Raw genomic sequence first — 24,211 nt, forward strand, 5'->3', positions numbered from 1 at the left:
GCCCCCGCGCGGCGACATCCTACCAGTCACCGCCTAAAGGCAGTCAACCGGCCGACCAACAACTTACTTGTGGTCTTTGACTTCTTCGAACTCAGCGTCGACGACGTCGTCAGCCTTCTCGGCCGATTCGCCTTGCGGTGCAGCACCTTCAGCAGGTTGAGCCTGCTCGGCGTACATCTTCTGCGCTACTGGAGCGGAGACTTTCGACAACTCTTCAACCTTGGCTTCGATCGCGGCCTTGTCGTCGCCTTTGACAGCGGCTTCCAGCGCAACCACAGCGGCTTCGATTGCAGTCTTCTCTTCAGCAGTCACTTTATCGCCAGCGTCTGCAACCATTTTGCGCGTCGAGTGAACCAGCGCATCGCCCTGGTTGCGAGCGGTTGCCAGCTCTTCGAACTGGCGATCTGCGTCGACGTTGGCTTCAGCATCGCGAATCATCTGCTGAATCTCTTCCTCGGACAGACCGGAGTTGGCCTTGATCACGATCGACTGAGTCTTGCCGGTAGCCTTGTCTTTGGCGCCTACGTGCAGAATGCCGTTGGCGTCGATGTCGAAGGTCACTTCAATTTGTGGCACGCCACGTGGTGCTGGTGGAATCTCGGCCAGGTCGAACTTGCCCAAGGACTTGTTCTGTGCGGCTTGCTTACGCTCACCTTGCAGCACGTGAATGGTCACAGCGCCCTGGTTGTCGTCGGCAGTCGAGAACACTTGCGATTTCTTGGTAGGAATCGTGGTGTTTTTCTCGATCAGCGCGGTCATCACGCCACCCATGGTTTCGATACCCAGGGTCAGCGGGCTAACGTCCAGCAGCAGAACGTCTTTCACGTCACCGGCCAATACTGCGCCCTGGATAGCAGCACCCATGGCAACGGCTTCGTCCGGGTTCACATCTTTACGCGCTTCTTTACCGAAGAACTCGGTCACCAGCTTCTGAACCAGTGGCATACGGGTCTGACCGCCGACCAGGATCACGTCGTTGATGGCGCCAATGTCGATGCCGGAGTCTTTCAGAGCGATGCGGCAAGGGTCGATGGTGCGTTGAACCAGGTCTTCTACCAGCGCTTCGAGCTTGGCGCGGGAGATTTTCACGTTCAAGTGCTTAGGACCGGTGGCGTCTGCAGTGATGTACGGCAGGTTCACGTCGGTCGAATTGCTCGAAGACAGCTCGATCTTGGCTTTTTCAGCGGCTTCTTTCAGGCGCTGCATGGCCAGCGGGTCACCTTTAAGGTTCATGCCGCTTTCTTTCTTGAATTCGTCAACGAGGTAGTCGATCAGGCGAATGTCAAAGTCTTCACCGCCCAGGAACGTGTCACCGTTGGTGGCCAGAACTTCGAACTGGTGCTCGCCATCGACTTCAGCGATTTCGATCACGGAAACGTCGAAAGTACCGCCGCCCAAGTCGTAAACGATCACGGTGTGATCGCCCTTCGCCTTGTCCATACCGTAAGCCAGAGCAGCTGCGGTTGGTTCGTTGATGATACGTTTTACGTCCAGGCCCGCGATGCGGCCGGCGTCTTTGGTGGCTTGACGCTGGCTGTCGTTGAAGTAGGCCGGAACGGTGATTACCGCTTCGGTCACTGGCTCGCCGAGGTAATCTTCGGCGGTCTTCTTCATTTTCTTCAGAATTTCAGCCGAGATTTGTGGCGGCGACATTTTCTGGCCGTTCACTTCAACCCACGCATCGCCGTTATCAGCCTTGGCGATTTTGTACGGGACCATCTTGATGTCTTTCTGTACGACTTCTTCGTCGAACTTACGACCGATCAGACGCTTCACCGCATACAGGGTGTTGTGCGGATTGGTCACAGCCTGACGCTTGGCCGATTGACCAACGAGGATTTCACCATCGTTGGCATAAGCGATGATCGACGGCGTGGTACGCGTGCCTTCAGCGTTTTCAATAACTTTGGCTACGCCGTTTTCAAGCACGGAGACGCAGGAGTTGGTAGTCCCCAGGTCGATACCGATAATTTTGCCCATGTTAACTCTCCCGAAACTTTGGATTTGGTTGCCGCAGCAGTGGTGGCTAACTGCGGTAGCACTTAAACGCTTGACTTCTAAATGGGGGCCTTGCGGCTAATTTCAAGCCTGCTCGTCAATCGAAGGCGAAACCGGTGCCGGCGCCTTGCTGACCACGACCATGGCCGGGCGCAACAGGCGACCGTTGAGCTGATAGCCCTTCTGGAACACCTTGAGCACGCTGTTCGGCTCGACGTCGGCGCTTTCCTGCATGGCCATTGCCTGATGCTGAACGGCGTTGAACGGTTCGCCATGCGGATCGATCGCTTCCAGCTGATAACGCTTCAGGGTGTCCTGGAACATTTTCAGGGTCAGCTCGATGCCTTCGCGCATTGGACGAATGCTTTCGTCGTCCGGGCTGGACAATTCCAGACCACGCTCCAGGCTGTCGATGATCGGCAACAAGTCACCGGCGAATTTCTCCAGGGCGAACTTGTGAGCCTTTTCCACATCCTGCTCGGCGCGACGGCGGACGTTCTGCAGATCAGCCGCTACACGCAAAGCCTGATCATGAGCACCAGCCAATTGCTCTTCGAGCACTTGAATACGAGCCGCCAGCTCATCACCCGAATCCTGGGCAGCCTGATCTGCGTCTAGATTTTGCGTATCCACTGTCTGTTCGTCAGCCATAGATTTCTCCTTTCAATATCGTCCGCGAGCTCAACTCACGCTTCTGCCCAGCTATATGGGGCCGCAAAATCCAGCTTCAAGGGGCGCTTATTTATTAACCCTACAAAAAACAGCTGCATTGTCATTCCTGGGTGCACTAAGGATTTCGTCGGGCCAAGCAAATCGAGCTAAGGGAGGGCATTGTCAGCCAGAAACAAAACACTGTATAAATAACCAGACCTAAACCCTGGGAGCGGCCTTCATGCTGGTGCACCTTTCCGTACATAACTACGCCATCGTTGAACATCTCGATCTCGAACTTGATCGCGGGATGAGCGTGATCACTGGGGAAACCGGCGCCGGTAAGTCGATCATGCTCGACGCCCTCGGCCTGACCCTGGGCGATCGGGCCGACAGCGGCGTGGTCCGTCCCGGTGCCGACAAGGCCGATATCCTGGCAACCTTCGATCTGGTCGATATTCCAGAAGCGAGTGCCTGGCTGGCCGAGCGCGACCTGGAGAGCGACGGCCCGTGCATTCTGCGCCGGGTGATCACCGCCGAAGGACGCTCACGCGGCTATATCAACGGCACGCCTTGCCCCCTCGGCGACCTCAAGGCCCTGGGTGAACTGCTGATTGATATCCACAGCCAGCATGAACATCAATCCCTGCTCAAGACCGACACGCACCGCCGCCTGCTCGATGAATACGCGAGTGCAACAGACCTTGCCCGTCAGGTACATCTGGCCGCCCAACGCTGGCGCCAGACCCGCCAGGAGCTGGAACGTCTTTCCAATTCCGGCGATGAGCAGCGCGCCCGCCATCAATTGCTCAGCTATCAACTCGAGGAACTGGAAAACCTCGGCCTCGGCGAAAATGAGCTGGAGCAGCTGGAACAGGAACACAAGAACCTGACTAACGCCGAAACCCTGCTGGGCATTTGTCGGCAAGTGGTCGAACAATGCAGCGAAAGTGACTCCGGGAATGTGCTGAACGCCCTTACTGCCAGCCTCAATCGCCTTTCGAGCGTCAATAATTCGATTGGCGCCCTGGGCGAAGCCAGCAGCCTGCTGACCAGCGCACAGATCCAGGTCGAAGAAGCCGTGGGAGAACTGAACCGCTTCCTTGATAACTTCGATGCCGATCCAGCGCGTCTTCAGTACCTGGAGGAACGCCTTGATGCGATCTATACCATGGCACGCAAACACCGCATCCGGCCGACCGAAGTGGCCGAGATGCAGCAGCGCTTGCTGGATGAAATCGAAACCCTGAACGCCAATGACGAATCCATCGAGCGACTGAGCGATGAACTGGCCTCCTATGCCCGTCATTATCAGGAAAAGGCTCGCGAGCTCAGCGATTTGCGTCATCAGGCCTCAAGCAGCCTTGCCAGCGCCGTGGAGCATGAAATCCAGCGACTGGGCATGCCTGGTGGGCGCTTCACTATCGAGCTGCGCCCCAACAGTAGCGATGAACTGCTACCCAATGGTCTTGAGCAGGTAGAGCTGCTGGTGAGCGCTAACCCGGGCCAACCTTTGAAAGCGCTGGCAAAAGTGGCATCCGGCGGCGAACTGTCACGGATCAGCCTGGCAATTCAAGTGATCACCGCGCAAACCTCCCGGGTACCGACCCTGGTGTTCGATGAAGTAGACGTGGGCATCGGCGGTCCAACCGCCGAAATCGTAGGCCAGTTGTTGCGTCGACTTGGGGAGCGCGGGCAGGTATTGACAGTCACTCACTTACCGCAAGTAGCTGCACAGGGACATCAACATCTATTCGTACACAAAGTGCGCGGCGAAGATGCCACTCACACAGCCGTCGCCAAGTTGAGCAAGAACGATCGTGTCGAAGAAGTCGCGCGAATGCTGGGAGGCATCGACCTTACAAAGGAATCTCTGGCTCACGCCAGGAAAATGGTCGTCACCGCAAAAATTTAAGATCGATAGAAAGCACGAAGGCGACCCTGGGGTCGCCTTCGCTCGTTTCGCGAACCTTAAGTTCGCGCGACATGCTTACTTTTTCTTGCGTACGTACAGTACGAGATTGTGATCCACCATCTCGAAGCCATACTTGTCGACGATTGCTTTCTGCAGTCGCTCGATTTCTTCGTCGAAGAATTCGATCACTTCACTGGTCTCGACGTTGACCATATGGTCGTGATGCTTGCCGTCGTCCAGCTCGAAGACCGCATGGCCCCCGTCGAAGTTGTGTCGCACCACAAGGCCAGCTGCCTCGAACTGGGTCAGGACACGGTAAACCGTGGCCAGACCGACGTCCTCACCAGCCTCCATCAGCGCCTTGTAGACGTCCTCGGCACTCATGTGGCGTTGCTCGGCGGAATCGAGCATTTGCAGAATTTTGACCCGTGGAAGGGTCACTTTGAGGCCGGCTTTGCGTAGTTCGCTATTTTCAACCATGGTCAGCTTTCTCGCGATGCTGCTTCGCAGCTTCTCTTAATGCGGGTATGATCGGCGTTTACGTTGTCCCAGCCAAGATAGTGGAAGTCGCCCACCGATGCAAAACACCAAGCTCTTGCTAACCAGTTTCACCTTTGTGGGACTGCTCGCACTCGCCGGTTGTTCATTCCCCGGGGTTTACAAAATCGACATCCAGCAGGGCAATGTCGTCACGCAGGACATGATAGACCAGTTACGCCCGGGAATGACCCGCAAGCAAGTACGGTTTATCATGGGCAACCCTCTGTTGACCGACACGTTCCATGCCGATCGCTGGGATTATCTGTACAGCCTGCAACCGGGTGGCGGTGAACGCCAACAGGAACGCATTAGCGTTATCTTCAACCCAAATGACCAACTTGTCAGCCTCTCTGGCGATTTCATGCCAGGCGTGAGCCGCGACGAAGCCATTCTCGGCAAGGACAGCGGCACTACAGTTGCTGCACCAGCAGAAAACGTCGAGACGCCGAAACCGGAGAAACCGGTCAAGCCAGGTTCGTTGCTGGACCAGATCCAGAAGGATGTCGACGGTGTAGAAACCGTTCCAGTCCCGACTCCAGAACCTCTGGAAACCTCGCCGCAATAATTTGCGACGCAATAAAAAACCCGGCATGTCCGGGTTTTTTATTGTCCAGCATTTAAGCGAATCATTGATTCCGGGTTTTGGCCTCAGCAGCTTTGGCTGCGCGCAACCGACGAACTTCTTTCGGATCAGCCTGCAATGGCCGGTATATTTCGATGCGATCTCCAGCCTGGACAAGATGTTTGTCCGGATCAGCAATGACTTTACCGAAGATCCCCACCGGACAGCTGGCCAGATCCAGCTCGGAAAACGCCTCGCCGATGCCTGACTTGAGCAAAGCCGCCCGCACAGTCGTTCCTGCCGGCACAGTTACCGACATGAGCACTTGACGATCAACGGCGGCATACACCACTTCAACCTCAATCATCGACTCAACCATGCATCTGTTTGGCGCGCTGGCAGAAAGCATCCACCAGCGTATTGGCCGCCTGATTGAACAACGGCCCCAAGGTCGCGCGCACAATCGGCCCGGCGTAATCGAACGACAGGTCCAGGCTGATCTTGCAGGCTTTCTCGCCCAAGGGCTTGAACACCCAGACGCCATGCAATTGATTGAACGGCCCTTCCTCGAGGTTCATCTCGATCGAATGCCCAGGCACCAGCGTGTTGCGCGTTACGAAATGCTGGCTGAGACCACCCTTGGCCACGCCGACGCTAGCGCGCATATGCTCGGGAGAACTCTCCAGGACTTCGGCCGATGAGCACCACGGCAGAAATTCCGGGTAACGCGCCACGTCGTTGACCAGGTCATACAGCGCTTGCGCCGGATACGGCAGCAGGGCCGAACGTTGAATGTGTGTCGTCATGTCAGCGTCACTTCCACAGCTGGGCGGCAAATACTACGAGAATGCCGATGGGCGCCACATAGCGCATCAAGAACAGGGACAGGGCGAACAGCGCAGGGTTGCGGATCGACAATTCGTCGCGTACCGCTTCACGGCCCATCACCCAGCCTGCAAACACCACGAAACACAAACCACCGAGTGGCAACATGATTCGCGAGGTGAAGAAATCGATCACACCAAAGAAGTCCAGGCCACCGGCCGCGCCCCATTGATAGAGGTGGAACATCCCGCCTTCGTTCACGAAAAACTTGGCTTCCTTCCAGATATTGAAGGAAAACACCGTGCCCAGACCGACAAACCAACAAATGAAGGCCAGCCAAAAAGTAACCCATGCGCGGCTGACTTTCGTGCGCTCAACCAGGTAAGCCACCATCGGCTCAAGCAGGGAAATTGCGGAGCTCCAGGCTGCAATCGCTACGAGCACGAAGAACACTACGCCCATCAACTGGCCGAACGCTACGTTACCAAACGCAAAGGGCAGGCTGACGAACATCAAGCCAGGACCTTCGCTTGGGTTCAGGCCGCCAGCGAACACAATCGGAAACAACGCCAGACCGGCCACCAGGGAAACGAAGGTATCGAGCAGTGCCACGCCGACAATGGTGCCGGAAATCGATGAATTCTTTGGCATATACGCGCCGTAGATCATGATCGAACCGACGCCCACGCTCAGTGAAAAGAACGCGTGCCCCATGGCTGGCAGCAAACCGTCGAGTACTTTTTCCGGGTGGAAGTCGAACATGAAATGCACGCCTTCCATGAAATGCCCGGTAGTCATGCTGTAGCCCAGCAGAACAAGCACCATCACAAACAGCAGCGGCATCATGATTCGCAAGCTGCGTTCCAGCCCCGCGACCACGCCTTTGGCGATCACTACGGCCGATAGCAGCATGAAAATCGTGTGCCAAAGTGTCAGGCGCCACGGATCAGCGATCACATTGCCGAAATAAGCGCCGACCTCATCAGGTGTTGCACCCTGGAAGTCGCCACGGCCCATGTCGATGATGTAATCCAGCGACCAGCCGCCCACCACACTATAGAAAGACAGGATCAGCAACGCCGTGATCATCCCGGCGAATGCGCCCCAGGACCATTTGCCCGAATGCCCGGCTTCCAGCGCCAATACCTTCAAGGCGTTGGCCGGGCTTTGACGTGCACGACGGCCGATCAGGGTTTCGGCCAGCATGACCGGCACACCGATCAGCGCGATACAGGCCAGGAACATCAGCACGAAGGCGCCGCCGCCATAGACACCGACCATGTACGGGAATTTCCAGATACTACCCAGGCCCACGGCCGAACCGGTCGCGGCGAGTATGAAGACCCAGCGGCTAGCCCAACTGCCGTGGACAGAAACCTTGTCTGTCGACATCGTTATCACGCCCAAGCGTTCAAAAAAGAGGCCGCATTGTCCGGGATTCAATCAACCTGCTCAAGCACGTAGCGATACCGTAGCCGACTCGCGTGCAACTCCCTATAATGCCGCCCCTATGGCTAAACAGAAGAAACACCCAACAGGGACCATCGCGCAAAATAAAAAGGCGCGACACGATTACTTCATCGAGCATAAGTTCGAGGCTGGTCTGGTCCTGGCCGGCTGGGAAGTAAAAAGTCTGCGGGCAAGCAAGCTGCAACTGGTTGACAGTTACGTATTGCTCAAGGATGGCGAAGCCTGGCTGCTCGGCAGCCACATTACGCCACTGATGACCGCCAGCACCCACGTCATCGCTGATCCGACCCGCACCCGCAAATTGCTGCTCAACCGGCGCGAGCTGGAAAAACTGGCCACGGCCGTGCAGCAAAAAGGTTACGCCTGCGTATGCCTGTCCTGGTACTGGAGCAAGCACATGGTCAAGTGCGAGATCGCTCTGGGCAAGGGCAAGAAGGAATACGACAAGCGTGATACCGAACGCGAGCGCGACGCCGGTCGCGAGTTGCAGCGCGCGGTGCGCAACAAGGGCAAGGAAGATTAATCTTCCTGCCCTGTGGCGAGGGAGCTTGCTCCCGCTGGGGTGCGAAGCAGCCCTCGCTTGACGACTGCCGGCAACTGCTGCGCAGTCGAGCGGGTGCAAGCTCCCTCGCCACAATCATCCCCTTATCACTACATCCCCTTGCGCCGCTCCGCTCGAGCCATGCGCTGTACTTCCTGACGCACTTCTTCCAGCACTTCCTGCACATACAAAATGTGTCGGCTGGAGACTTCCCGCGCCTGCTCGGCCCTTCCTTCAATAATTGCCAGGTACAACTCCCGGTGCTGGGTGATCAGCATGTCGCGGGTTTCCGTGCGTTGCTTGTACATCCCGCCGATGTTGGTCACCACGTTACGTTTGAGCAGATCGAACAATCCGCGAATGGTGTGCAGCAACACCGCGTTGTGACTGGCCTCAGCAATAGCCAGGTGGAATTTCGCATCCGCCGCGCCCTCTTCCGCCCGACTTACCTCGTCGTGACGCGTATAGCAGTCCTGCAATTCATTGAAAGCCGCGGTCAATCGCTCGCGATCAACGTCCGTAGCACGCATGGCTGCGTAATAGGCACAGGAGGCTTCCAGCGTGTGACGAAATTCCAGCAGATCGCGCTGCGCCTCAGGGTTGCTTTCCAGCAGATGCAGCAGCGGATCGCTGAACGTTGTCCCCAGCGACTCCACCACATAATTGCCACCGCCCTGGCGACTGACCAGCAAGCCTTTGGCCGCCAGTTTCTGAATCGCTTCGCGCAACGAAGGGCGTGACACGCCGAACTGCTCGGCCAGCGCACGCTCGGCCGGCAAACGCTCACCCGCCTTCAGCGTGCCCTCGAGAATCATCCCCTCGAGCTGCTCGACAATATCGTCAGACAAACGGCGCTGACGAATTTGATCAAACCCCATAACTCAATTCTCCACGATCCCGACGGCTCGCCGGGGTGTCTATTCTGGCCTATCAGGGCTGCTTCAGCACCTGCCAGACAGCATTTGGTCGAGCGGACCAGATGGCTTGCGCACCGCGTATTCGACAAAAGTTTTAGAGCGGCAAATTGACACGCCGCCTACAACGCTTTTACCCTAGCCAACAGCGATTGTAAATTGGTATTACCAATTATCCAAGAACGCTGACCAGTGCCTGACCAACAACAATTAGGGGCCACCCCATATGCAAACCTGGCAACAGCTCTATTCTCCGCTCGGCAGTCTCGGCGTGTCCGCGCTCGCGGCCGTTATCCCCATCGTGTTTTTCTTCCTGGCATTGGCCGTGTTCCGACTCAAAGGACACGTGGCCGGCAGCATCACGCTGGCCTTGTCCATTGCCGTTGCGATCTTCGCCTTCCAGATGCCGGTCGACATGGCTTTCGCCGCCGCCGGCTATGGTTTCGCCTATGGCCTGTGGCCGATTGCCTGGATCATCGTGGCGGCGGTATTCCTCTACAAACTGACGGTCAAGAGTGGTCAGTTCGAAGTGATCCGCAGCTCGGTGCTATCGATCACCGACGACCAGCGCCTGCAAGTGCTGCTGATCGGTTTCTGCTTCGGCGCCTTCCTGGAAGGTGCCGCCGGTTTCGGTGCACCGGTCGCGATTACCGCCGCACTGTTGGTCGGACTGGGCTTCAACCCGTTGTACGCCGCCGGCCTGTGCCTGATCGCCAACACCGCACCGGTGGCCTTCGGCGCCCTGGGGATTCCGATCATCGTTGCCGGGCAGGTCACCGGTATCGACGCCTTCAAGATTGGCGCCATGACAGGCCGCCAACTGCCGCTGCTGTCGCTGTTCGTGCCGTTCTGGCTGGTGTTCATGATGGACGGCCTGCGCGGCGTTCGCGAAACCTGGCCGGCAGCACTGGTAGCCGGCTTGAGCTTTGCCATCACCCAATATTTCACGTCGAACTTCATCGGCCCGGAACTGCCGGACATCACCTCGGCCCTGGCCAGCCTGGTTTCCCTGACGCTGTTCCTGAAAGTCTGGCAGCCGAAACGCGCCGCAGGGCAACACATCGTCGGTGCCGTCTCGGCTTCCGTGGTGGGTGCCAGCGCTGGCGGTTTCGGCCTGCCGCGCAGCACTGTGGCTTCGCCCTACAGCTTTGGTGAAATTCTCAAAGCCTGGTCACCGTTCCTGATCCTCACCGTACTGGTCACCATCTGGACACTGAAACCGTTCAAGGCGATGTTCGCTGCTGGCGGTTCGATGTACAGCTGGGTATTTAACATCGCCATCCCGCACCTCGATCAATTGGTGATCAAGGTTGCGCCGATCGTGACCGCCCCGACCGCTATCCCGGCAGTGTTCAAACTCGACCCGATTTCCGCGACCGGCACGGCGATTTTCTTCTCCGCGCTGATCTCGATGCTGGTGCTGAAGATCAATGTCAAAACTGGTCTGACCACTTTGAAAGAGACCTTCTACGAGCTGCGCTGGCCGATTCTGTCCATCGGTATGGTGCTCGCCTTTGCCTTCGTCACTAACTACTCGGGCATGTCCTCGACCATGGCGCTGGTTCTGGCAGGCACTGGCGCAGCATTCCCGTTCTTCTCACCGTTCCTCGGCTGGCTGGGTGTGTTCCTGACCGGTTCCGATACCTCGTCCAACGCCCTGTTCAGTTCGCTGCAAGCGACCACTGCGCACCAGATCGGCGTCAGCGACGTGTTGCTGGTAGCGGCGAACACCAGCGGTGGCGTGACCGGCAAGATGATCTCGCCACAATCGATCGCCGTGGCCTGCGCCGCGACCGGTCTGGTGGGCAAGGAATCAGATCTGTTCCGTTTCACCCTCAAGCACAGCCTGTTCTTTGCAACGATCGTGGGCTTGATTACCTACATCCAGGCCTACTGGTTGACCGGCATGCTGGTGCACTAAGTACTACACGATAAAAAGCAAAAACCGACGCCGGACCACGATTCCGGCGTCAGCTATTCACAACCCGGTCTGTAAGGCTGCTGAAAGCTTGCCTCTTTATATTTCAGCAGCCTCGACAGACGGATAACCGGGACCACCCGGAGACACGCCTGATGAGCGAGCTTTTTTACAACGCTGTGCCGAACGCGACCCGCGTCGCCCCGCCACTGCCCCAGCCTCGGCAATACCCCAGCGAGAAACCGTCACGGGTCTACCTGTTCGGAACCTGCGTGGTGGATTTGTTCTACCCCGAAGCCGGGATGGACGCGATTCACTTGCTGGAACGCGAAGGCATTCGTGTCGAGTATCCGCAGGGGCAAAGTTGCTGCGGACAACCGGCCTACACCTCGGGTTACACCGAGCAGGCGCGGACCGTGGCACGCTCGCAACTGGCGCTGTTTGCCGGGGACTATCCGGTGGTGGTGCCGTCGGGGTCGTGTGCCGGGATGTTGCGCGAACACTACGCCGACTTGTTCAAGGACGAGCCGGACATGCTGAAACAGGTTCAGGCGCTGGCGGCCCGGACTTATGAACTGGCCGAGTTTCTGTTGTTCGTCTGCAAGGTGCAGCTCAAGGACAGTGGCGAGCCCGTCAAAGTAGCGTTGCACACGTCGTGCTCGGCACGCCGTGAGATGAACACCCACTTGCATGGCCGCGAGTTGTTGGCGCAGCTGCGTAACGTGGAGCGAGTCGACCACAGCCATGAAAGTGAATGCTGTGGCTTCGGTGGGACTTTCAGCGTCCGTATGCCAGACATTTCCGGCGCGATGGTGGCTGACAAGACCCGCTCGTTGAAGGAATCCGGCGCGCACCAGGTACTCAGTGCCGACTGCGGTTGTCTGATGAACATCAACGGCTCGCTGGAGAAACAGCAGGAAGCATTGCGCGGCCAACACCTGGCCAGCTTCCTTTGGCAGCGAACCGGAGGTGTTCTATGAACGCTTCCGCGATTATTCCTACGGTTGCCGTGGAAGAAGATTTTCGCATCCGGGCTCACAAGGCGCTGGATGACAAGCAACTGCGAAACAACTTTCGCACGGCGATGGATTCGCTGATGACAAAACGGGCAGCGTCCTTCAGCGATGCCCACGAAAGAGAACATTTGCGAGCGCTGGGCAATGCTGTCCGCGCCCGCGCGTTATCCAAGTTGCCCGACCTGCTCGAGCAACTTGAACAGAACCTGACCCGCAACGGTGTGACAGTGCACTGGGCGGAAACGGTGGACGAGGCCAATGGCATCGTCCTCTCGATCATCCGCGCTCACGAGGGGCGGCAAGTGATCAAGGGCAAATCGATGGTCAGCGAAGAGATGGAAATGAATCACTTCCTCGCTGAACAGGGCATTGAATGCCTGGAATCGGACATGGGCGAGTACATCGTCCAGCTCGACCACGAGAAGCCTTCACACATTATTATGCCGGCGATCCACAAGAACGCCGGTCAGGTCGCGTCCTTGTTCCACGACAAACTTGGCGTGGAATACACCAAGGACGTTGACCAACTCATTCAGATCGGTCGCAAGGTCTTGCGGCAGAAATTCTTCGAAGCGGACATCGGCGTCTCCGGCGTCAACTTCGCCGTGGCCGAAACCGGCACCTTGCTGCTGGTGGAAAACGAAGGCAACGGGCGCATGACCACCACCGTGCCGCCGGTTCACATCGCCGTCACTGGCATCGAAAAAGTCGTGGAAAACCTGCGCGATGTGGTGCCGCTGCTGTCACTGCTGACCCGTTCAGCCCTCGGCCAGCCGATCACCACCTACGTCAACATGATCTCCGGCCCGCGCAAGCAACATGAACTCGACGGCCCCCAGGAAGTGCACCTGGTATTGCTCGACAACGGTCGAAGCCAGGCCTTCGCCGACAGCGAACTGCGCCAGACCCTGAACTGCATCCGCTGCGGCGCCTGTATGAATCATTGCCCGGTCTACACCCGAATCGGCGGTCACGCCTATGGGGAGGTTTACCCTGGGCCTATCGGAAAAATCATCACTCCGCACATGGTCGGCCTGGCGAAAGTCCCGGACCACCCGAGTGCCTCGTCGTTGTGTGGCGCCTGCGGTGAAGTCTGCCCGGTAAAAATTCCGATTCCGGCGCTGCTGCGTCGTCTGCGGGAAGAGAACGTCAAAGCCCCGGACAGCCCTCATCAAGTGATGCGCGGCCAGGGCAGCAAGTACTCGCGTAAAGAACGGTTTATCTGGAATGCCTGGGCGAAGCTCAACAGTTCTCCCACGCTTTATCGACTGTTCGGCTTCTTCGCCACTCGCTTGCGCACGCTGGCACCGAAAAACGTCGGCCCCTGGACGCAAAACCACAGCGCACCGAAACCCGCTGCCCGCTCACTGCATGACATGGCCCGCGAACATCTGGCCAAACAGGGAGATCGCTGATGAGCGCCAAGCAAAATATCCTCGCCAAGTTGCGGAACAGTCTGACGGGCACCACACCAGTGCCTGACGATTTTGACGTCGAACTGGTGACAGCGCCCTACACCTACACCGCCGAGCAACGCATCCCACAGCTGCGCAAACAGATGGAAGCGGTGCACACCGAAATCCATCTGACGTCAGGCGAAGGCTGGCCTTCGTTGCTTGCTCAGTTGTTGCTGGACCGTCAGTTGCCGAGTTTGTTGATTGCACCGACTACGCCTCACGGGCAACGCGTCACTCAGCACTGGGCGAAAAATCCTGATCTGCCAACGCTCAAATCCTACGACCGTCCGGTTGAAGAATGGAAAGCCGAGTTGTTCAACGACACGCCGGCCAGCCTGACCGGCACCCTCGGCGCAATCGCCGCCACAGGTAGTCTGATTCTCTGGCCGACGCGGGAAGAACCGCGCCTGATGAGCCTGGTGCCGCCCGTGCATTTCGCCCTGCTCAAGGCCAGTGAAATCCGCAACAACTTCTATCAAGTGCAGCAGGAATTCGATTGGGCCCAAGGCATGCCGACCAACGCCCTGCTGGTGTCCGGCCCGTCGAAAACCGCTGACATCGAGCAAGTTCTGGCTTACGGAGCTCACGGTCCGAAAGACCTCGTGGTCATGATCCTGGAGGACCAATGAATCTACCCGCGGCTTTCCTGCGAGATGCGCAGCAACTGATTCCTCAGGAGCGACGTTTCGACGACCCGCTGTCGACGTTGGCCTTTGGCACTGACGCCAGTTTCTACCGGCTGATTCCGAAACTGGTGATTCGTGTCGAGTCTGAAGATGAGGTCGTGGCGCTGCTCAAACTCGCGCAAAGGGATCTGGTCCCGGTGACCTTCCGCGCCGCCGGCACCAGCTTGTCCGGCCAAGCCATCAGCGACTCGGTGTTGATCGTGCTGGGGGATAACTGGAATGGTCGCGAGATCCGTGGGCAAGGTACGCAAATCCGTTTGCAACCGGGCGTGATCGGCGCGCAGGCCAACGCGTGGCTGGCGCCGTTCGGGCGCAAGATCGGTCCGGATCCAGCGTCGATCAATGCCTGCAAAATCGGCGGCATCGTCGCCAACAATGCCAGTGGCATGTGTTGCGGCACGGCGCAAAACACCTATCACACGTTGGCTGGCATTCGTCTGGTACTGGCGGACGGCAGCCGTCTCGATACTGAAGATGCGGCGAGTGTTGCGGCGTTTCGGGAGAGCCACGCTTCGCTGCTTGAACGCCTGGCAACGTTGGGCCGCGAGACCCGCGCCAATGCTGAACTGGCGGCGAGAATTCGCCACAAATACCGTCTGAAAAATACCACCGGGCTGTCACTCAATGCGTTGGTGGATTTCGACGAGCCTGTGGATATCTTGAGCCACTTGTTGGTGGGCTCCGAAGGCACCCTCGGTTTCATCAGCGCGGTGACTTACGACACAGTGATCGACCACCCGAACAAGGCCTCGGCACTGATCGTGTTCCCGGATGTGGAAACCTGCTGCAATGCCGTGACGGTGCTGAAAAGCCAGCCGGTGTCGGCCGTCGAACTGCTGGACCGGCGCAGTCTGCGTTCAGTGCAAGACAAACCCGGCATGCCCGCTTTCGTACAACAGCTGTCGAACAATGCCTGCGCGCTGCTGATCGAATCCCGCGCCGCATCGTCCACTTTGCTACAGGAACAACTGGCGCACATCATGGCGTCGTTGTCCTCGTTCCCGGTAGAAAAACAGGTCGACTTCACCGAAGACCCGGTGGAAAACGCCCGGCTTTGGGCGATCCGCAAAGACACCTTCCCTGCCGTAGGCGCCGTGCGCAAAACCGGCACCACGGTGATCATCGAAGACGTGACCTTCCCGGTTGAACAACTGGCCATCGGCGTAAACCGCCTGATCGAGCTGTTCGACAAACATCACTACGACGAAGCGATCCTTTTCGGACACGCGCTGGAAGGCAATCTGCACTTCGTCTTCACCCAAGGCTTCAACAACCCGGAAGAAGTCGCACGCTATCAGGCGTTCATGGACGACGTGGCGCAACTGGTAGCGGTGGAGTTCGGCGGCTCGCTGAAAGCGGAACACGGCACCGGACGCAACATGGCGCCCTTTGTCGAACTGGAATGGGGCAGCGATGCCTACCAGTTGATGTGGCAGCTTAAACGCCTGCTCGATCCCAACGGCATCCTCAACCCGGACGTGGTGCTCAGCGAGGATCCGCAGATCCACCTCAAGCACCTGAAGCCGTTGCCGGCCGCCGATGAGATTGTGGACAAGTGCATCGAGTGCGGTTTCTGTGAACCGGTCTGCCCGTCGAAAGGCCTGACCCTGAGCCCGCGCCAGCGCATCGTGATCTGGCGTGACATTCAGGCAAAGAAACGCGCTGGCGTGGACACCACCGAACTCGAAGCCGCTTACGAATACCAAGGCATCGACACCTGCGCTGCCACCGGCCTCTGCGCACAACGTTGCCCTGTAGGAATCAATACCGGCGAGCTTGTGAAAAAGCTCCGCAGCCGGAAGGCAACTCATACAAAAACCGCCAATTGGCTGGAAAGCAATTTCGCCACTGCGCTGCAAGGTGCTCGTTTCACCCTGCACGTGGCCAACGGTGCGCGAATGCTGCTGGGGGCGCCACGATTGGCAAAACTGTCTGCGACGTTGACGCGCCTGTCCAAAGGTCAGGTCCCACAGTGGACCAACGCCATGCCGCAACCGGAAAAAGCCATTCGCTTCAGCCCGACCGTGTCGGACGAACGCCCTCGAGTGGTGTACCTCGCGGCCTGCGTGTCGCGGGCAATGGGCCCGGCGGCGGGTGATAAAGAGCAAATGTCGCTGTACGACAAAACCCGAGGACTGCTGGAAAAGGCCGGTTATCAAGTAGTCTTCCCGGACAATCTGGACAATCTCTGTTGCGGGCAACCGTTCGCTTCCAAGGGCTACGCCGAACAGGCCGAACACAAACGCCAGGAACTGATCGGCGCCTTGCTGCACGCCAGCCGCGGCGGGCTCGACCCGATCTACTGCGACACCAGTCCGTGTACGTTACGGCTGGTTCAGGACCTGGGCGATGTGCGCCTGGACCTGTACGACCCGGTGCGTTTCATTCGTACGCATTTGATGGATCGTCTGGATTTCACGCCGCAGGAAGCGTCGATTGCCGTGCACGTCACTTGCAGCACGCAGCACCTTGGTGAAAGCCAGGCTTTGATTGATCTGGCGCGTAAATGCAGCAAAAACGTGGTTATTCCCGAAGGCATTCACTGCTGCGGTTTTGCGGGGGATAAGGGTTTTACTACGCCGGAACTGAACGCACATTCGCTGCGCACGCTCAAGGATGCGGTTCAGCAGTGCAGCGAGGGGATTTCGACCAGCCGCACGTGTGAGATAGGTCTGACGCAACACGGTGGAATTGATTACCACGGGCTAGTCTATTTGGTGGATCGGGTAACGCAGGCGAGGGTCATGCAAGAAAAATAGAACCCTGATGCGCTGCCATAGTCCACAGAATAAGCCCGGACGTTACCGGGCTTTACCCATACTCGGCAGCCCGTCCTGACGGCCAGCGATGCCTGGACCCTCAGTTCAAGGAGTTACATATGAAACGTTCTGTACTGTTAGGTCTGTTCGTTACTGCCTCACTGATGGCGTCCACCTCGTTTGCCGCTGAAGACCTCTGTGCGGTCAACTTGAAAACCATCGAAAATGCCAAGGCACAGACTCCTCCGGAGATGGCTGATCAGGTCATGGAAAGCGTCACGAAAGCCAAGGCAGATCAGGCAAAAGGCACCAAGGAAGGGACTGACGACTGCATCGCCGAGACCGAACAAACCATCCAGCAAATCAAGAACGCTAACAAAGGCGGGAAGTAACCCGGCTCAAGGCCAACCTTCGGGTTGGCCTTGTTGGCGTGCGCTTGGAGCTGCACATTTAAGCCATAACGCGATCCGTATGCGTTGCTGGTGAAATTGCTCCCCAAAAACCGAATTCCTGCGCAGCGCCGTGGTCTTTTGAGTAGGCCTCATCCATCGTGGCTTGTTTTTCGACTCGGCCGAACCGCCCGCTCATACGGCAGCACCGAGACCATCAGTACTAGGAGATATCCATGAAACGTACCGCACTCGCTGGTTTGTTCATGTCTGCTGCAATGTTGGCCTCTCCCGTGTTTGCAGCGGACAACGACCTTTGTACGAGCAAACTGCAGGAGCTCGAGGCCAAAGTGAATTCGTTACCAGCGACCTCCACCAACGCACCGGAGATCAAAAGACTGCTGGCCAGCGCCAAAACTTCAAAAGCCTCCGGGGACGACAAGAAATGCGCCACCGAGGCCATCCAGGCATTGGCGCTAACACACTGAGCAACGAACCCAACCCATGATCACTCGCGGCCACCTTCGGGTTGGCCTTCTGACGTGTGTTGGCGTACACTGCGCAGGCTTGTTGCTCACTTTGATTCACAGAGCAACAGGCTCGGGGCCGTTTAGGATTCGACGCCGGTTGCGAAACTTTAGGTGCATGCCGAGTTGGTAACAGAACTCGTAAATCCACTGTTGCAACTTTCTATAGTTGCCAATGACGAAACCTACGGGGAATACGCTCTCGCTGCGTAAGCAGCCTTAGCCCTTCCCTCCTGGTACCTTCGGGTCCAGCAATCATCAGGGGATGTCTGTAAACCCAAAGTGATTGTCATATAGAACAGAATCGCCGTGCAGTACGTTGTGGACGAAGCGGCTAAAACTTACACAACTCGCCCAAAGCACCCTGCCCGTCGGGTCGCTGAGGGTTAACTTAATAGACACGGCTACGCATGTAGTACCGACAGCGGAGTACTGGCGGACGGGGGTTCAAATCCCCCCGGCTCCACCATTTCATCATCTAAAGACGTCCACGGACGTCTTTTTTTGTGCCTGAAATCCAGTGAAATCAAGGGTTTAAGGGCTACCTGGCTCCGCAGAGGTTTTTTGAGTTCCAGCCGTTTGGGTATTCCAAATGGTATTCCAGGCCATCCAGTGCTATTTTTTGGAATACCAAAACGGTGTCAGAGGAAGCTCTCATGCCTGCTCCAGCCCTTCGCCTTTCCGACCGCCAGCTCAAGGCAGTCAAGGCAAAAGACAAGGATTACGTCCTCAGCGATGGTGACGGCCTTCAGCTCCGAGTCAGGAGCAACGGCTCGATGCTGTGGAACTTCAACTACCGCGAGCCGGTAACCAAAAACCGTATCAATATGGGGCTGGGCACGTACCCAGAGCTCTCACTGGCGAACGCCCGAAAGAAAGTCGTTGAGGCACGGGAGCTACTTGCACAAGGCATTGATCCCAAGGTGCAACGCAACACTCAGAACGAAGCCAAACGAGCGGAGACCGAACACACGTTCGAGAACGTCGCCACCGCCTGGTTCGAATTGAAGAAAGATTCGGTCACACCCGCGTACGCCGAAGACATCTGGCGATCGCTCACGCTGCATGTATTTCCAGACCTGAAAACAACGCCGCTCTCGAAAATTACCGCACCGATGGTCATCGAACTGCTTCGCCCAATCGAGGCCAAAGGCAGCCTCGAGACGGTGAAGCGACTGAGCCAACGGCTCAACGAGATCATGACCTACGGGGTAAACTCCGGGCTGATTTTCTCTAACCCTCTCAGTGGCATTCGGGCGGTCTTCAAGAAGCCCAAGAAAGAGAACATGGCCGCGCTACGACCCGATGAGCTTTCCGAGCTCATGATCGAAATCGCGAACGCCAGCATCAAGCGGATCACCCGCTGCCTGATCGAATGGCAACTGCACACCATGACCCGTCCTGCCGAAGCGGCCACCACCCGATGGGCAGACATCGACTTCGACAAACGCATCTGGACCATCCCGCCGGAGCGCATGAAAAAGCGTCGTCCGCACACCATCCCGCTGACCGAACAGGCACTCGCGTTACTGGAGACGCTCAAGCCCCACAGCGGCCACAGGGAATACGTGTTCCCGGCAGATAGAAATCCGCGCACCCACGCCAACAGCCAGACTGCCAACATGGCGTTGAAACGCATGGGCTTCCAGAACCGCTTGGTCAGCCACGGCATGCGCTCTATGGCCAGCACCATCCTGAACGAGCATGGGTGGGATCCGGAGCTGATCGAAGTCGCGCTGGCGCATGTCGATAAAGACGAAGTTCGGAGCGCCTACAACCGGGCGGATTACATCGAACGCCGGCGTCCGATGATGGCTTGGTGGAGTCAGCACATCCAAAAAGCGGCCACTGGCAACCTTTCGGCATCTGCGATCAATCAAACCAGGGACCACAACGTCGTGCCGATACGGTGAGCGCTCACCGGACGCCGCCGGTGACGGAAAATGACTCCCCAGATGGAGTGATGGTTGATTTGGCGACAGCGGCGACACCGGCGACAACTCGCGTAATACCTGGCCTGCAACATGGCGACAGAAGTGGCGACTGTCGCCGTTGCAAGCCTTGCTCTTGGGGCCTTTTCGACTAAGTCCATGCGGGCGGGAAGGCTCCGCATTCCCACTCGCATGGGCTCTGCGTAATTGCATCTCACTTGACCACCTAATTGCATTGCCACTGACCAGTCATTTGCATTCGCGCTGACCAGCCGTTTGCAGTTGACGGGTGTCAGCGGGTGCCACTCAGCGCGAGTGTGTCAGCCAAGCACTCAAGGACTGCAACCGACCGATTCTGTTGAAAAAGTCGGCCATGGTTTCCGCCGCTGAAAAGTACGCGTCGGAGATTGAAATCTTTACTTTCGGCTGAGGTTTTCCAGACACAGATTTCACGCAGCAGCGTGCAAAAAAGACGTTTTCACCGGTTAATCATGAGGCAGTTTTGGATGAGCGACTTTTTCAACAGAATCGACCCAAAGCGGACAGTCGCGAAGGGCTCCAACCGACTTATTGCTGCCGGTGGCGACAGGAAAAATCGACCCACAGCTGCCGTTCCAAGTTGGCTATAACTCGCTACAGCCCCTTACCTGCTCAGAGCATCCAATGCTCCTCGACCTGGTAGAGCGGCTTGCCGACCATCAGCAACTTGATGACATCTATGTGCGCCACGTAATCAGCCTCAGAGAACTTAGTCCATCGCGGATTACGCTTTTGCGCGGCGATGAATGCTGAGCGCGCCTTACCCATCGCGGCACGGTTCTTCGATAGAAAACTGCGCAACCCTTTGAACAGTTCAGAGTCCAGCGGCGGATGGAGCAAGGCAACGCTCGGGTGTTGGTGGTGGCCACCGCAGACGAGCACCGTTTTCAAGTAAATGTTGACTAGCTTCTGGGCACGGCCGAAGGAGAAATCGGTCACACCCTCGCGTGCAGCCTCGGCTTCGATCTTCTTCATAAAGCTCATCTGCCATTTATCGACGTTCTGGCCAATTTGCTCTGGCCCGGTTACCTGGCCTAGGCCGCTTGCCTCTATCAGCTGGAAAGCCAAGGAATTACCCCCGCCGGCCAGGCCGCGGCCATACGCGGCGGCGGCGCACCACTTAGCATAGAGGTGTTTGTGTTTTTCGATTGGATACAGGGTTACAGGTGTAGTCATGGATTTTTACTCGCGAATATTTGAGAGGCCCCTTTTTTGGCGGCCTATGTGCTTCATATACCTTGAAGCGTGAGCTCTTGGCCGTTCTCTGCCGATCAAGGTTACAACGCGTGTTGGTCAAATCCGATGCAATCGCTGGTCAGAACGAATGCAAGTGACCGGTCAGGTCGAATGCAAACGGGTGGTCAAGTGGAGCGCAATTTCGCACTATCTGTTGTTAGAGCTATTTTTTACTGCATTGACAAGGATGTAACGACTTGCAGCCGAAACTCCGCTCAGTCGGTTCTGCGTGACGTTGGATAATTGGGGTGTAAGAAATCGTGTGTTCAGCCATGGTAGCCCTTCACCATTGCCGCATAATGCATCCAAGTTTTTTCATCAGCGTGCGGGTGCCAATATCAGCACCCCGCACCAAAGGGATTTCCACTCATGTCGCAAACTTCCAACAACCTGGCCGCCTATATCTGGTCTTTGGCCGATCTTCTGCGTGGTGATTTTAAGCAGAGCCAATACGGGCGGATCATTTTGCCGTTTACCCTGTTGCGGCGCTTGGAGTGCGTGTTAGAGGCCAGCAAGGCGGCGGTGTTGGCTGAGTACGACAAAATCCAGCAGCTTGGCGTGTCTGAGGAGGCCCAAGAGAAACTGCTGCTGCGCGCCACCAAACTGCCCGGCCAAGCTGAGGGCTTGTCGTTTTTCAATACCTCGAAAATGGACATGTCCAAGCTCGGTGAGGCCGGCATCAAGGCCAACCTGGAGTCCTATTTACAGAGTTTCTCCAAGGATGCGCGGGAGATTTTCGAGCACTTCAAGTTCACCGAATTCCTCGGCCAACTCAACGATGCCAACCTGCTCTACAAGTTTGTGCAGCGAGTGCGGCAGACCGACCTAAGCCCTGCCGCAGTGTCCAACCACGACATGGGTCTGGTGTTTGAAGAGTTGATTCGTCGCTTTGCTGAAGGCTCGAATGAAACCGCCGGCGAGCACTTCACCCCGCGTGACATTGTGCGGCTCACCACCTCCCTGGTGTTTATGGAAGACGATGATGCCCTGACCAAACCCGGCATCATCCGCACCATTTACGACCCCACGGCCGGCACCGGTGGCTTTCTCTCCTCGGGCATGGAATACGTGCACGAGCTCAACCCGCAGGCCGTGATGCGCGCCTATGGTCAGGAGCTCAACCCCGAGAGTTTCGCCATCTGCAAAGCCGACATGCTGATCAAGGGTCAGGACGTCAGCAATATCAAGCTCGGCAACACCCTGTCCAACGACCAGCTGTACGCCACCGAGTTTGACTACATGCTCTCCAACCCGCCGTTTGGCGTGGACTGGAAGAAGATCGAGCAAGAGATCATCACCGAACACACTGAAAAAGGCTTCAACGGCCGTTTCGGCGCGGGGTTGCCACGGGTTAGCGATGGCTCCTTATTGTTCCTGCTGCACCTGATTAGCAAGCTGCGCGACGGCTCCCAGGGAGGCGGGCGGATTGGCATCATCCTCAATGGCTCGCCGTTGTTTACTGGCGGGGCTGGTTCTGGCGAGTCGGAGATCCGCCGCTACATTCTCGAAGCCGATTTGCTCGAAGCCATAGTCGCGCTGCCCACCGACATGTTCTACAACACCGGCATTTCCACTTATGTGTGGGTGCTGTCGAACAAAAAAGCCGCTGAACGCAAGGGTAAGGTACAGCTGATTAATGGCGTGAACCTGTGCGGCAAAATGCGCAAATCCCTCGGCTCCAAGCGCAATGAAATGGCTGAGGAGGACATCGCCACCATCATTCGCGCCTTCGGCAGCTTTGCCGCTATTGATGCCTACGCGCTAGATAAACAAGCCGCACAAAAAAGCAGTCGCGGCCGCCAAGCCGCCAACCCGAAAGCCGAGGTGGCTAAGACCTTCGCCAGCAAAATCTTCAGCAATCATGAGTTCGGCTACCGGCGCATCAGCATCGAGCGGCCGTTGCGCCTGTCTTGGCAGTTCAGTGACGCGCGCGTGGCCGAGCTGCGTTTCGCCCCCGGCGCCCTCAACGCTGCCATGCGTTGGGTTTACCAAGAGTTCAGCGCGCTGGAAGGCGAGTGTTGGAACGACGGCGACAGCTGCAAGCGCTATGGCGAGCTGAGCACCCATGAAGACGCCATCCGCCGTTACTGCAAACTGCACTTCGCAGACCTTAAAGAGAAACACCTGAAAGACCTGCTCGCCCGTCGCACCTGGCTCGAACAAAAAAGTTTGTTATTAAAAGCCCAGCAGCTACAGGCCAGCATCGGCACTGAGCAGCATGACGATTTCAATAGCTTTGACGACGCACTCAAGGCTGCCGGTAAGCAAAAAGGCATCGCCCTGGATGCCAAAGACAAAAAGCAACTGACCGATGCCATGAGCTGGAAGAACCCAGCTGCCGCCAAGGTCATCAAGAAAATCCACAAAATCCCAGCCAACCCGCTGTATGGCTTATTTGCGGTTAATGGCGAGGTGCAGGAATACCAAACCGACAGCGAACTGCGCGACAACGAAAACGTCGCCCTCGTCCCGAGCCAAACGGTTAACGCCAGCAACGAAGCCTACTTTCTTAAAGAAGTGCAGCCCCATGTGGCCGATGCTTGGATAGATGCCAGCAAGAAAGATGCGAAGGACCAGCAAGTCGGCATCGTCGGTTATGAAATCCCCTTTAACCGGCATTTCTACGAGTACCAACCGCCACGGGATTTGCTTGATATTGATGCCGATCTGGATGCCGTGTCAGCCGAGATTATGCAGCTGCTGCAAGAGGTGCATTCCTGATGGTCTTTTTACACCATGGCTGCGTTGTGGCTGTACTCGCTCAGTCACGTACTAAACGTACGCTCCTTCGTTGCGTACAGGCACGCCTTGCCCTGACGCAAAAATCCTCATCAGGA

At 57.2% G+C, this 24,211-nt stretch carries 20 protein-coding genes and 1 other RNA gene; 13 read left to right on the forward strand and 8 right to left on the reverse strand.

Annotated elements, in window-relative coordinates; translation table 11 throughout:
• Positions 1–63: 63 nt before the first annotated feature.
• Entirely contained in the window at positions 64–1,980 is a 1,917-nt protein-coding gene (gene dnaK / locus ACQ4OB_RS14590; protein WP_074873656.1) for a molecular chaperone DnaK, read from the reverse strand.
• Between the two features lie 102 nt (positions 1,981–2,082).
• Positions 2,083–2,649 (reverse strand): nucleotide exchange factor GrpE, encoded by a 567-nt coding sequence (gene grpE / locus ACQ4OB_RS14595; RefSeq protein WP_074873654.1) that lies wholly within the window; start codon positions 2,647–2,649, stop codon positions 2,083–2,085.
• Positions 2,650–2,890: 241 nt separating this feature from the next.
• Here grpE and recN point away from each other — a divergent pair, with 241 nt between their 5' ends.
• Positions 2,891–4,564 carry a DNA repair protein RecN gene (gene recN, locus ACQ4OB_RS14600; protein WP_430955921.1) on the forward strand — a complete coding sequence of 558 codons (1,674 nt, stop codon included), beginning with the start codon at positions 2,891–2,893 and terminating at the stop codon, positions 4,562–4,564.
• A gap of 75 nt (positions 4,565–4,639) precedes the next feature.
• Here the strand turns inward: recN and fur are convergent, their stop codons facing one another.
• The gene (fur, locus tag ACQ4OB_RS14605; protein WP_003197684.1) at positions 4,640–5,044 is read right to left on the reverse strand and encodes a ferric iron uptake transcriptional regulator; all 405 of its coding nucleotides are present in this window, start codon (positions 5,042–5,044) and stop codon (positions 4,640–4,642) included.
• Positions 5,045–5,141: 97 nt separating this feature from the next.
• Between fur and ACQ4OB_RS14610 the strand changes: the two genes are divergently transcribed.
• Positions 5,142–5,669 (forward strand): outer membrane protein assembly factor BamE, encoded by a 528-nt coding sequence (locus ACQ4OB_RS14610; protein ID WP_074873650.1) that lies wholly within the window; start codon positions 5,142–5,144, stop codon positions 5,667–5,669.
• Between the two features lie 61 nt (positions 5,670–5,730).
• Here the strand turns inward: ACQ4OB_RS14610 and ACQ4OB_RS14615 are convergent, their stop codons facing one another.
• From ACQ4OB_RS14615 to ACQ4OB_RS14625, 3 genes are read right to left on the reverse strand one after another with little or no spacing between them, the layout of a single operon-like run.
• Positions 5,731–6,045 carry an RnfH family protein gene (locus ACQ4OB_RS14615; protein ID WP_102616064.1) on the reverse strand — a complete coding sequence of 105 codons (315 nt, stop codon included), beginning with the start codon at positions 6,043–6,045 and terminating at the stop codon, positions 5,731–5,733.
• Entirely contained in the window at positions 6,038–6,472 is a 435-nt protein-coding gene (locus tag ACQ4OB_RS14620) for a type II toxin-antitoxin system RatA family toxin (protein ID WP_033058141.1), read from the reverse strand. The genes ACQ4OB_RS14615 and ACQ4OB_RS14620 overlap by 8 nt, the downstream gene beginning before the upstream one ends.
• A gap of 7 nt (positions 6,473–6,479) precedes the next feature.
• Complete coding sequence (locus tag ACQ4OB_RS14625) at positions 6,480–7,883, reverse strand: sodium-dependent transporter (RefSeq protein ID WP_074873646.1); 1,404 nt, start codon at positions 7,881–7,883, stop codon at positions 6,480–6,482.
• Between the two features lie 118 nt (positions 7,884–8,001).
• On the opposite strand from ACQ4OB_RS14625, the gene smpB reads away from it, so the two are divergent.
• Positions 8,002–8,484 carry an SsrA-binding protein SmpB gene (smpB, locus tag ACQ4OB_RS14630; protein ID WP_008149046.1) on the forward strand — a complete coding sequence of 161 codons (483 nt, stop codon included), beginning with the start codon at positions 8,002–8,004 and terminating at the stop codon, positions 8,482–8,484.
• Between the two features lie 128 nt (positions 8,485–8,612).
• Here smpB and ACQ4OB_RS14635 read toward each other — a convergent pair whose 3' ends face one another.
• Entirely contained in the window at positions 8,613–9,380 is a 768-nt protein-coding gene (locus ACQ4OB_RS14635; protein WP_074873644.1) for a GntR family transcriptional regulator, read from the reverse strand.
• A gap of 262 nt (positions 9,381–9,642) precedes the next feature.
• Between ACQ4OB_RS14635 and ACQ4OB_RS14640 the strand changes: the two genes are divergently transcribed.
• From ACQ4OB_RS14640 to ACQ4OB_RS14680, 9 genes are all read left to right on the forward strand, one after another.
• Positions 9,643–11,337, forward strand: a complete 1,695-nt coding sequence (locus ACQ4OB_RS14640; protein WP_074873641.1) for a lactate permease LctP family transporter — start codon at positions 9,643–9,645, stop codon at positions 11,335–11,337.
• Positions 11,338–11,489: 152 nt separating this feature from the next.
• Entirely contained in the window at positions 11,490–12,314 is an 825-nt protein-coding gene (locus ACQ4OB_RS14645) for a (Fe-S)-binding protein (protein ID WP_430955922.1), read from the forward strand.
• Positions 12,311–13,765, forward strand: coding sequence for a LutB/LldF family L-lactate oxidation iron-sulfur protein (locus tag ACQ4OB_RS14650; protein ID WP_074873638.1), 1,455 nt, complete (start codon positions 12,311–12,313; stop codon positions 13,763–13,765). The genes ACQ4OB_RS14645 and ACQ4OB_RS14650 overlap by 4 nt, the downstream gene beginning before the upstream one ends.
• Positions 13,765–14,436, forward strand: coding sequence for a LutC/YkgG family protein (locus tag ACQ4OB_RS14655; RefSeq protein ID WP_074873635.1), 672 nt, complete (start codon positions 13,765–13,767; stop codon positions 14,434–14,436). Before ACQ4OB_RS14650 ends, ACQ4OB_RS14655 begins: the two co-directional genes overlap by 1 nt.
• Entirely contained in the window at positions 14,433–17,252 is a 2,820-nt protein-coding gene (locus tag ACQ4OB_RS14660) for an FAD-binding and (Fe-S)-binding domain-containing protein (RefSeq protein ID WP_430955923.1), read from the forward strand. Before ACQ4OB_RS14655 ends, ACQ4OB_RS14660 begins: the two co-directional genes overlap by 4 nt.
• Before the next feature lie 119 nt (positions 17,253–17,371).
• A complete protein-coding gene (locus tag ACQ4OB_RS14665; RefSeq protein WP_076028711.1) occupies positions 17,372–17,644 on the forward strand; it encodes a hypothetical protein in 273 nt (90 codons plus the stop codon).
• Between the two features lie 233 nt (positions 17,645–17,877).
• Positions 17,878–18,129: a hypothetical protein gene (locus ACQ4OB_RS14670; protein WP_430955924.1), complete on the forward strand. Its 252-nt coding sequence runs from the start codon at positions 17,878–17,880 to the stop codon at positions 18,127–18,129.
• A 114-nt stretch (positions 18,130–18,243) separates the two neighbouring features.
• Positions 18,244–18,637, forward strand: a transfer-messenger RNA (tmRNA) gene (gene ssrA, locus ACQ4OB_RS14675).
• A 187-nt stretch (positions 18,638–18,824) separates the two neighbouring features.
• On the forward strand, positions 18,825–20,081 hold the full coding sequence (locus ACQ4OB_RS14680; RefSeq protein WP_430955925.1) for an integrase domain-containing protein: 1,257 nt from the start codon (positions 18,825–18,827) through the stop codon (positions 20,079–20,081).
• Between the two features lie 669 nt (positions 20,082–20,750).
• Here the strand turns inward: ACQ4OB_RS14680 and ACQ4OB_RS14685 are convergent.
• Positions 20,751–21,314 (reverse strand): hypothetical protein, encoded by a 564-nt coding sequence (locus ACQ4OB_RS14685; RefSeq protein ID WP_430955926.1) that lies wholly within the window; start codon positions 21,312–21,314, stop codon positions 20,751–20,753.
• A gap of 429 nt (positions 21,315–21,743) precedes the next feature.
• On the opposite strand from ACQ4OB_RS14685, the gene ACQ4OB_RS14690 reads away from it, so the two are divergent.
• A complete protein-coding gene (locus tag ACQ4OB_RS14690) occupies positions 21,744–24,095 on the forward strand; it encodes a type I restriction-modification system subunit M (protein WP_430955927.1) in 2,352 nt (783 codons plus the stop codon).
• The last annotated feature ends 116 nt before the right edge of the window (positions 24,096–24,211 follow it).

The organism is Pseudomonas sp. ES4 (assembly GCF_050586665.1).
In the GTDB taxonomy this organism is placed as follows: domain Bacteria; phylum Pseudomonadota; class Gammaproteobacteria; order Pseudomonadales; family Pseudomonadaceae; genus Aquipseudomonas; species Aquipseudomonas frederiksbergensis.

Bases quoted from the DNA above. Each gene is read 5' to 3' on its own strand.
- dnaK (WP_074873656.1), bottom strand. From the start codon at position 1,980: ATGGGCAAAATTATCGGTATCGACCTGGGGACTACCAACTCCTGCGTC.
- grpE (WP_074873654.1), bottom strand. From the start codon at position 2,649: ATGGCTGACGAACAGACAGTGGATACGCAAAATCTAGACGCAGATCAG.
- recN (WP_430955921.1), top strand. From the start codon at position 2,891: ATGCTGGTGCACCTTTCCGTACATAACTACGCCATCGTTGAACATCTC.
- fur (WP_003197684.1), bottom strand. From the start codon at position 5,044: ATGGTTGAAAATAGCGAACTACGCAAAGCCGGCCTCAAAGTGACCCTT.
- ACQ4OB_RS14610 (WP_074873650.1), top strand. From the start codon at position 5,142: ATGCAAAACACCAAGCTCTTGCTAACCAGTTTCACCTTTGTGGGACTG.
- ACQ4OB_RS14615 (WP_102616064.1), bottom strand. From the start codon at position 6,045: ATGGTTGAGTCGATGATTGAGGTTGAAGTGGTGTATGCCGCCGTTGAT.
- ACQ4OB_RS14620 (WP_033058141.1), bottom strand. From the start codon at position 6,472: ATGACGACACACATTCAACGTTCGGCCCTGCTGCCGTATCCGGCGCAA.
- ACQ4OB_RS14625 (WP_074873646.1), bottom strand. From the start codon at position 7,883: ATGTCGACAGACAAGGTTTCTGTCCACGGCAGTTGGGCTAGCCGCTGG.
- smpB (WP_008149046.1), top strand. From the start codon at position 8,002: ATGGCTAAACAGAAGAAACACCCAACAGGGACCATCGCGCAAAATAAA.
- ACQ4OB_RS14635 (WP_074873644.1), bottom strand. From the start codon at position 9,380: ATGGGGTTTGATCAAATTCGTCAGCGCCGTTTGTCTGACGATATTGTC.
- ACQ4OB_RS14640 (WP_074873641.1), top strand. From the start codon at position 9,643: ATGCAAACCTGGCAACAGCTCTATTCTCCGCTCGGCAGTCTCGGCGTG.
- ACQ4OB_RS14645 (WP_430955922.1), top strand. From the start codon at position 11,490: ATGAGCGAGCTTTTTTACAACGCTGTGCCGAACGCGACCCGCGTCGCC.
- ACQ4OB_RS14650 (WP_074873638.1), top strand. From the start codon at position 12,311: ATGAACGCTTCCGCGATTATTCCTACGGTTGCCGTGGAAGAAGATTTT.
- ACQ4OB_RS14655 (WP_074873635.1), top strand. From the start codon at position 13,765: ATGAGCGCCAAGCAAAATATCCTCGCCAAGTTGCGGAACAGTCTGACG.
- ACQ4OB_RS14660 (WP_430955923.1), top strand. From the start codon at position 14,433: ATGAATCTACCCGCGGCTTTCCTGCGAGATGCGCAGCAACTGATTCCT.
- ACQ4OB_RS14665 (WP_076028711.1), top strand. From the start codon at position 17,372: ATGAAACGTTCTGTACTGTTAGGTCTGTTCGTTACTGCCTCACTGATG.
- ACQ4OB_RS14670 (WP_430955924.1), top strand. From the start codon at position 17,878: ATGAAACGTACCGCACTCGCTGGTTTGTTCATGTCTGCTGCAATGTTG.
- ACQ4OB_RS14680 (WP_430955925.1), top strand. From the start codon at position 18,825: ATGCCTGCTCCAGCCCTTCGCCTTTCCGACCGCCAGCTCAAGGCAGTC.
- ACQ4OB_RS14685 (WP_430955926.1), bottom strand. From the start codon at position 21,314: ATGACTACACCTGTAACCCTGTATCCAATCGAAAAACACAAACACCTC.
- ACQ4OB_RS14690 (WP_430955927.1), top strand. From the start codon at position 21,744: ATGTCGCAAACTTCCAACAACCTGGCCGCCTATATCTGGTCTTTGGCC.